Annotated in this window: 8 protein-coding genes; 2 read left to right on the top strand and 6 right to left on the bottom strand. The window is 73.6% G+C overall.

Annotation, left to right across the window (positions count from 1 at the left end):
• Positions 1 to 194: 194 nt before the first annotated feature.
• From ACWDS7_RS44040 to ACWDS7_RS44065, 6 genes are all read right to left on the bottom strand, one after another.
• A complete protein-coding gene (locus ACWDS7_RS44040) occupies positions 195 to 587 on the bottom strand; it encodes a DUF6463 family protein (protein ID WP_451934148.1) in 393 nt (130 codons plus the stop codon).
• Positions 584 to 1,138 (bottom strand): TetR/AcrR family transcriptional regulator, encoded by a 555-nt coding sequence (locus ACWDS7_RS44045; protein ID WP_451934149.1) that lies wholly within the window; start codon positions 1,136 to 1,138, stop codon positions 584 to 586. The genes ACWDS7_RS44040 and ACWDS7_RS44045 overlap by 4 nt, the downstream gene beginning before the upstream one ends.
• Before the next feature lie 147 nt (positions 1,139 to 1,285).
• Positions 1,286 to 1,687: a VOC family protein gene (locus ACWDS7_RS44050; protein ID WP_306858473.1), complete on the bottom strand. Its 402-nt coding sequence runs from the start codon at positions 1,685 to 1,687 to the stop codon at positions 1,286 to 1,288.
• A 227-nt stretch (positions 1,688 to 1,914) separates the two neighbouring features.
• Positions 1,915 to 3,030: a methyltransferase gene (locus ACWDS7_RS44055; protein ID WP_451934150.1), complete on the bottom strand. Its 1,116-nt coding sequence runs from the start codon at positions 3,028 to 3,030 to the stop codon at positions 1,915 to 1,917.
• A 422-nt stretch (positions 3,031 to 3,452) separates the two neighbouring features.
• Positions 3,453 to 4,328 (bottom strand): universal stress protein, encoded by an 876-nt coding sequence (locus tag ACWDS7_RS44060; protein WP_451934151.1) that lies wholly within the window; start codon positions 4,326 to 4,328, stop codon positions 3,453 to 3,455.
• A gap of 588 nt (positions 4,329 to 4,916) precedes the next feature.
• Positions 4,917 to 6,140 carry a beta-ketoacyl-[acyl-carrier-protein] synthase family protein gene (locus ACWDS7_RS44065; RefSeq protein WP_451934152.1) on the bottom strand — a complete coding sequence of 408 codons (1,224 nt, stop codon included), beginning with the start codon at positions 6,138 to 6,140 and terminating at the stop codon, positions 4,917 to 4,919.
• 351 nt (positions 6,141 to 6,491) lie between these two features.
• On the opposite strand from ACWDS7_RS44065, the gene ACWDS7_RS44070 reads away from it, so the two are divergent.
• Both ACWDS7_RS44070 and ACWDS7_RS44075 read left to right on the top strand, forming a co-directional pair.
• Complete coding sequence (locus ACWDS7_RS44070; protein ID WP_451934153.1) at positions 6,492 to 7,346, top strand: universal stress protein; 855 nt, start codon at positions 6,492 to 6,494, stop codon at positions 7,344 to 7,346.
• A 137-nt stretch (positions 7,347 to 7,483) separates the two neighbouring features.
• Positions 7,484 to 8,149, top strand: coding sequence for a CBS domain-containing protein (locus tag ACWDS7_RS44075; RefSeq protein ID WP_451934154.1), 666 nt, complete (start codon positions 7,484 to 7,486; stop codon positions 8,147 to 8,149).
• Positions 8,150 to 8,341: the final 192 nt, after the last annotated feature.

The raw sequence follows: 8,341 nt of genomic DNA on the forward strand, positions 1-8,341 counted from the left end.
CCTGGAACGCGGACGGAGTGCTGCCGGTCGGCCTGATCGAGGCGCCCACCGCGGTGCTGCGCCCGCCGCCGGCGACCGGTGAGCCTCCCGTGGCCCTTTCCTGACCGGTGTCCGCGGCCGTCACCGCCGCCGGGGCCCGCCGGGCCCGGGGCGACGGCCGCCCCGGGCGGCGGGCCCGGGAGTCCCGCGCTCCCTCAGCCGGCCTCCTGCGGCGGGCGGCGGGCGGCGACCAGGGCGAGCACGCCGATGACGGGCAGCACCCAGCTGCCGGTGACCGGGAAGTAGATGACGCACAACGGCACGCCGATCACCAGCAGGTACCACCCGACCTGCGCGGGCAGCCGCCCGGTCGCCCGGACCACGGACCGGCTGAGCGTCCCCATCGCCAGGAGCGCGGCACCCCCCGTCAGGAACCACACGCTCGCCTCGCGCGGCCAGTATCCGGCGGCGCCGGTGTCGACGACGGTGCCGAGGAACCCGTCGCCGGCGATCTCGGACCAGGCGTTGGGCTGGGCGAAGGCCCAGACGAAGTGGAGCACCGCCGTCGCGATGATCAGCCGTGGCACCCAGCGGGTCAGCCCGTTCATCCGTCCTTCCCGTCGTCCGGCATCAGGCGCATCGCCAGCTCGTAGACGTCGCGCAGCTCCTCGGCGGGCACCGGCGGGGCGATCTGCCCGGCCCCGATCAGTATCAGATACAGCATGCGGGCCATCGGGAGGGCGTCCGCCTCGGCGCCTCCGGCCTCGTGCCACAGCGACCGCAGGTAGTCGATGCGCAGCCGGTCGACCAGCTCCTGCGTCGCGCGCACCTCCGTATCCTGCAGCGCCCAGGCGCGGATGGCCGGCTCCGGATCGCCCGATCCCTTCTCGTCGGCCAGGACCAGCTCCAGGAGGCGGTCCAGCCTGGCCCGGACGGAGCCGCCGGCGTGCTCCACCGCGTCGATGTAGCGGGTGGTGTGCTGGGCCGCGAAATGCCGCAGCAGCTCGGTCTTGAACCCGGCCATGCCTTTGAAGTGGTGGTAGAAGGAACCCTTGGTCAGGCCGAGCCGCCCGCACAGCAGCTCCACGGTCAGCGCGGGCGCCCCCTCCTCGCCCAGCACGCCGAGTCCCTCCTCCAGCCAGTCGTGTCTGCTCGCCAATGTCTCCTCCTCCGTCGATCAAGCATCGGAACCGTACCATACGGTATGGTATGGCTCTGAGGCCGGGTCCGGCGGTCCGTGGGCACCGTGCCGGGGGCCGGCGGCATCCCGGGCCGGCCGTACCGGTCGGTCCGGAGAGGGCCCGTCTCAGCGCACAGGCTGGCCGATGCCCAGGAGGTTGCCCTCGCTGTCGCGGAACCAGGCGGCCCGCTCGCCGACGCCGACCGAGGGATAGTTCCCCTCGACGTGGGCGATGCCGCCGACCGTCCGCAGGCCGGGCAGGTCGACCTCCTCGAAGACCACGCCCCTGCTCCGCAGCCGCTCGACCACGGCCTCGATGTCGTCGACCTCCCACGCCATCTGGGTGTGGTCGCCCGAGGCCGCCCCCGCCGACGCGAACAGCGCGAACCGGCCGCCGCCGCACCGGTAGAGCAGGCCGCCGGGCCGCTCCTCGACGGGTTCGAGACCGAGCTTGTCCGCGTAGAACGCCCTGGCCCGCTGGAGATCCTGGGCCGGGAGCCGGGTGGCGACGGGGCTGTCGTTGAGCATGTGACGACTCTGTCACGGCGGAGGCCGGATCACCACGCCAATCGCCGCCGCTGGATCAGCCGGACGCGGCACCTGGAGGGGCACACCGGTTCAGCCGTCCCCGGGCCGTTCCGGCATGCCGTACGGGCCCGGGGCGTCGGCCGGACCCCACCTCGCGCGGCCCCCGCGTGTACGGCACGGCGCAGGAACCGGGCGAGGGGAGTCCGGCCGATCAAGGACCGGCCCGATCAAGGATCTGCGCGGAGCCGCCACAGAGACGTGACCTCGGCGGCGCGGGCCGCGTGGAGGGGGTCGGTCCCGTCGAAGGCACGGGGGTGTCTCGGCCGCGTTTCCAGCCGGTCCACGACCCGCAAACCCGCGGCCTCGAAGGCGGACAGGAGCTCGGCGCGGGTCCGCAGGGCGAGATGTTCGGCCAGGTCCGACAGGATAAGCCAGCCCTCGCCGTCCGGTTCCAGGTGCCCGGCGAGCCCGTTCAGGAAGCCGCGCAGCATGCGGCCGCCGGGATCGTAGACCGCGCGGTCGAGGGGCGAGGCGGGCTTGGCCGGGATCCACGGCGGGTTGCAGACGACGAGCGGCGCGCGGCCGGGTGGGAAGAGGTCCGCGTGCACGACGTCGACCCGGCCGGCCAGGCCCAGCCGTTCGAGGTTGTCGCGGGCGCAGGCCAGGGCGCGCGGGTCCTGGTCCGTGGCCACGAGGCGCTCGACGCCCCTGCGGGCGAGGACCGCGGCGAGCACACCGGTTCCGGTGCCGATGTCGAAGGCCCTGGAGCGCGAGGCGAGCGGCGCTCGGGCCACCAGGTCGACGTACTCGCCGCGGGTCGGTGAGAAGACGCCGTAGTGCGGATGGACACGCCCGCCCAGCGCGGGCACCTCGACGCCCCTGCTGCGCCATTCGTGTGCCCCGGCGATGCCCAGCAGCTCGCGCAGCGAGGTCACCGACGGCCCCGCCGCCGCACCGTAGACCTCCACGCAGGCCTGTCGCACGTCCGGGGCGCGCCGCAGGGGGACGGTGTAGTCATGATCGAGCGGCACCAGCAGCCTGCCCAGCGTGCGGGCGAGCTGGGAGCGCGCCTGGCGGTGCAGCTGGAAGGCGTGGGCCGGGGACCGGGCGGGAACGCGCGGACGGCGCCCGGCGCGCCGTGCCATGGCGCGCAGGAGCTGGCGGGCGTTGTGGAAGTCGCCGCGCCACAACAGCGCGGTGCCCTCGCGGGCCAGACGGTAGGCGGTGTCGGTGGTGAGGCGGTCATCGGCGGTCACCACGCGGGTGGGTGGCGGCGAACCGTTCTCGGAACGCCAGCGGGCGGACCGGGCTCCGCCGTCTTCGGTCCAGCAGACCTCGAGCACTCGGGCTCCTCATGATCGAACCAGTGATGGTCATGAAGAGCACTCCGTCGCGGTGGATCAGCCTGTGGCGGCCTCCCGCGAGGGAGTGCGCGCCGAGGCGTCGCCGAGAACCATGCCGGGCGGTGGGAACGACATGATCAACCTCCTCGTGGGATCCGGAAGCATCTCATACTAGGGCTTGCCGGCGGCTCGCATGATCGACCGGTCTCGCCCGACCGCCGGGCCCATAGGTCGCGGCCCAGGAGGCCGGGGGGCGCCTTGCGTGCCGGCCGGCTGGACATGGTGGAGCATCACGCCTCCTCGGAAATATCTTGACATGAAGATATTTCTGTCAGGGTTCTGGACGGCGCCGCTCCGACGTGCCCCGGCGGGCGCGCGAGACGGCGTGGTCGCCCGGCTCCGGCAGGCGCGGCCGTGAGCGTTCAGCTCCGGTAGGTGTGCGAGGCCGCGTGGTGGACGACGGCGACGGGCGCGCGGGCGTGCTGGACCAGGGCGTGCACGGGCGAGCCGAAGAGTCTCGCCCTGCTGGGAGGGCCGACGACGACCAGCTCGGCGCCGTCCGAGGCGTCGATGAGCGCCTTGGCGGGATGCTCGTGCACGACGTGCTCGATGAGGGGCACGTCGGGAAAGCGCTCGCGCCAGCCACTGATGGACTCGGCCAGCAGGCGGGCCTCCTCCTCGCCGACGCTCGTGATGTCGAAGACGAGCGGCTGCATGTCACCGGGTGCCCTGACGGCCGGGCGGGTCCAGGCGTGCACCGCCCGGAGCGGGACTCCCCGCCGTGCGGCCTCGCAGAAGGCGAACTCCAGGACGGGATCGCGGCCGGGGTGCCCGGTGACGCCGAGGACGACCTCCGTGCCGCGCCCGGCGCGCGGCCTGCTCACGATCACCACCGGGCAGGGGGACCGGGCGGCGAGGTCATGGCCGACCGAGCCCAGCAGCAGCCCGGTGAATCCGCCCCGGCCCCGGCCGCCGACGACGACCAGCTGCGCGGTCTCGGCCGTGGCGGCGATCGCCTCGGCGGCGGCGCCGTCGAGGATCTCGGTGATGACCTCCAGGCTGGGGGCGCGGATGTGGGCCTGCTCGGCGGCCCGGCGGAGCAGCTCCCAGGAGGCGGCCTCCGCGGCCGGCCCCCAGTGGGCGGGCTGCGGGACGAGGGGGACGTCATAGGCCCAGCGGAGAGCGGCGTGCACGATGCGCAACAGCGCGCCCCTCAGCACGGCCTCCTCCGCCGCCCAGGTCACGGCCTGCATCGAGGACGCCGAGCCGTCGACGCCGACGACGACGGGGTCCGTCATGGCCGTCACCCCGAGTCTCTGTCCGCCGGTACGGCGTGCCGCTCGTGGTGGCCGGGTCCGAGGCCGTGTGAGGTCATGTCCCCGCCTCCTGTGTCCGGGTCCCTCTTCTCCCATGCTCGCCCGCCCTCCGGCCGCCCGGGTAGGGGCGAAGGTCCCACGGGCCCGGAAACCGGCCGCTCCGGGCCCCCGGATCTCCGCCGCCGGGCGGGGCCAGAAGACGGGTGTACTCAGTCCGCCTGCTTCGCGAGGAAGCCCGCCCGGCCGCGGCCGTCGGATCCGTCCGCGCCGGCCCGGCTCGACCGCGATCCCTGTCCAGGCCGGCGGGCCCAGTCAACCCGTTCGGGAGATGGACCCGGAGAACCCGTTCGGGGTCCGGAGAGCCCGTTCGGGGGCGGGCCCGGGGAATCCTGTTCGGAAGCGGATCCGGAGAACCCCATTGGGGGCGGATCCAGGGAACCCCGTTGGGGGGTGGGCTCGGGGAACCCTGTCCGAACGCGGATCCGGAGGGCCCCGTTGGGGGGCGGGTCCAGGGAACCCTGTTCGGAAGCGGGCTCGGGGAATCCCGTTCGGGGGGTCGGAGGAATCTGTTCAGGGGGCGGAGGTGAAGACCAGGGAGGCGTTGTGGCCGCCGAACCCGAAGGAGTTGGTCAGTGCCGTGTCCTGCCGTCCTCGTCGCGGTCGGCCGGTGACGATGTCGAGCTTGATCTCCGGGTCGAGGTCGACCAGGTTGCGGGTGGCGGGGACGATCCCGTCGCGGATGGCGAGGATCGCGGAGATGGCCCCCATCGCCCCGGCGGCGCCGCACAGGTGGCCGGTCATCGACTTGGTCGCGGTGACCGCCGGATGCGTCCCGATCGCCTCGGCGATCGAGCGGGCCTCGGTCACGTCGCCGGGCGGAGTGGAGGTGGCGTGGGCGTGCACGTGCCCGATGTCGAGCGCGTCCAGGCCGGCGGAGGCCAGGGCCAGCCGGATGGCGCGCACCTGCCCGCCGGAGTGGGCCGCGGTGATGTGGTGGGCGTCGGAGGTGACGCCCGCGCCGGCCAGCATCGCATGGACGCGGGCGCCGCGGGCCGCGGCGGACTCCGCGCGCTCCAGGACCACCAGGGCGGCCCCTTCGCCGAGGACGAACCCGTCCCGCGCGGCGTCGAAGGGCCGCGATGCCTCCTGGGGGGCGTCGTTGCGCGTGGAGAGTGCCCTGGCCTGGGCGAATCCGGCGATGGTGAGGGGATGGACGCACGCCTCGCTGCCGCCCGCGACGACGACGTCGGCGCGGCCGAGGCGGATGAGGTCCAGGCCCATCGCGATCGCCTCGGCGCCGGAGGCGCAGGCGCTCACCGGGGTGTGGGCGCCGCCGCGGGCGCCGAGCTCCATGCTGACCACGGCCGCGGGCCCGTTGGGCATCATCATGGGCACGGTGTAGGGCGAGACCCGCCGCGCTCCGGAGGTCTCCAGGACCTCGGCCTGGGCGAGGGTGCTCAGCAACCCGCCGACTCCGGTGCCGACGACCACCGCCAGGCGCTCCGGCTCCGTCTCGGGGGCTCCGGCGTCGGCCCACGCCTCACGTGCGGCGATCAGGGCGACCTGCTCGCAGCGGTCCAGCCGCCGGGCCTTGACCCGGCCGAGCACCTCCTCGGGCTCCACCTGTAGCCGGCCCGCGATCCGCACCGGCAGAGCGGCCGCCCACTCCTCCTCGATCAGGCTGATCCCGGACTGCCCGGCCAGCAGGGCGGCCCAGGTGGAGGGCACGTCACCGCCCAACGGTGTGGTGGCGCCCAGCCCCGTGACCGCCACATCAGCTCTGTCGACCGCCATCGGACAACCCCCTTCTCCGTGAAGCACCTCTCCGAGACGCCTCGCAAGCCGTTCGGTCCCGGATCCACGCTGCCAGCGCGCGGCCGTTCCCGTAGGTGCCGCGGTCAACGAAGATTGCGCGCGAGGATTTGTCGGGAATCTCTCATGGCTCCGGTGCCGGAGTCGGGCACCATCGCGCCGTCCGCGCCGTCCGCGCCGTCCGCGCCGTCCGCGCCGTTCTCGTCCTCCTCGGCGCCGGGACCCCGGGACCGGTGGGCAGAGGTCGGAAGTCCCTGACGGCCGGGTCTTTCGGCCACTGCGGGGAACGCCGGGAAAGGGTCGGATGGAAGGGGGAGAAACGAGGAGGACGCCATGACAGCGCATGTAGCGGTGGGCACGGACGGCTCACCTTCCTCACAGGTCACGGTCGGGTGGGCAGCCGCCGACGCCGCGCGGCGCGGATGTGCCCTGCGGATCGTCCACGTGTCCGGGCCGTGGACCTACGACATCCCGCTCCAGACCCCGCCCGGCTTCCGTGACTCCGTGACCGAGCACGCCCGGGGCGTGCTGGAGGCCGCGGCCACCCTGGCGCGCGAGCGGGCCCCGCGGATCGAGGTGGAGACCGCGCTCGAAACCGGCCGGACGGTCGAGGTCCTCCGGCGCGAGGCCGAGACCGCCGAGCAGATCGTGGTGGGCCACCGGGGCCGCGGCGGATTCGCCGAACTGATGCTCGGATCGGTCTCCCTGGCCCTGGCCGGGCACACGGTTGCGCCGCTCGTGGTCGTCAGAGGCGAGCCGGAGCGGACCTACGACGAGATCGTCGTGGGCTTCGAAGGCTCGGCCCATTCGGCGGCGGCCCTGGAATACGCCTTCGAGGAGGCCACCAGGCGCGGCGCCCGGCTGCACACGGTCCACACCTGGCAGATGCCCGTCACGGGGCAGGGGGCCGCCGCCTACACGCCGCTGATCGAGGAGATCTTCGACACCGAGCGGCGCGTGGCGGCGGACACGCTCACTCCCTGGCGGGACAAGTACCCGCAGGTGGAAGTCACGCAGACGGCGGTCTGCGGGCATTCCGTCGCCGTCATCTGCGAGGCGTCGCGGAGCGCGGACCTGGCCGTCGTCGGCTCGCGCGGGCTGGGCCGGCTCGGCTCGGCCGTACTGGGTTCGGTCAGTCACGGGGTCCTGCACCACGCCCGGTGCCCCGTCGCGGTGGTCAGCGCCTGAATCGGGACGTGAGGGACGTACGGGATCTCGCCGCCCACCGGTCCGCGGACGGCGGACCGTAGGTCCTCCGCATCGGGGACTTTCGTCGCTGACGCGGCCGGCAGGGCTCCGGGAGGCTCGTAACGAGGAGGCCAATCATGAAGGTCGTGGATGTCATGGGTGTCAGGGCCGTCGCGGTGCGGCCGGAGGCGTCCTTCTCCGAGATCGTCGACGCCATGCGGCGTTTCAAGATCGGCGCGGTCACCGTCATCGACGCCGGCGGGCGTCCCGTCGGCGTGGTCTCGGAGGATGACCTGCTGCTCAAGGAGATCGATCCCGACAGGCACGCCGGCGGTGTCTTCGGTGGCCGCGGCAGGCGCGAGGAGCGCAGGAAGGCGGCCGGCGGCACGGCCGGGGAGATCATGAGCACCCCCGCGATCACCGTCACCCCGGAGACCTCCGTCCGGGAGGCGGCGCGGCTGATGCACCGGCACCGGATCAAGCAGCTGCCCGTGGTCGACACGGCCACCGGACGCGTCACCGGGATCGTCCACCAGAGCGATCTGCTGAAGGTCTTCACCCGGCCGGCCGACGAGATCGACCGCGAGGTCACCGCGGTCTGCGACCGGCTCGGCATCGACCGGCGGGAGCTGGCCGTCGGCGTCGAGACGGGTGTGATCACGCTGGCGGGACAGGTCGGCCGCCGCTCCCAGAGATCGCTTCTCGTCGCCGAGATCCGCCGGATCGACGGTGTTCTCGACGTCAAGGGTGGCCTGACGTACCGCTCCGACGACCTGGTCCCTGTTTCGACCCCCTACCTGTGACGGAGGTGGGCACGTGAGCGCTCGCACGAGCGAGGAGATCGCCTCGACGATCCACACGGCGGTGCAGGCCGCCGTGTGGGCGCCGTCGGTGCACAACACCCAGCCCTGGTCCTTCGCCGTCGACGGAGAGGAGATCGCCCTGCGGGCCGACAGCGACAGGAAGCTGCGGCTCGGCGACCCCGCGGGCCGGGA

Source organism: Streptosporangium sp. NPDC003464 (assembly GCF_053588315.1).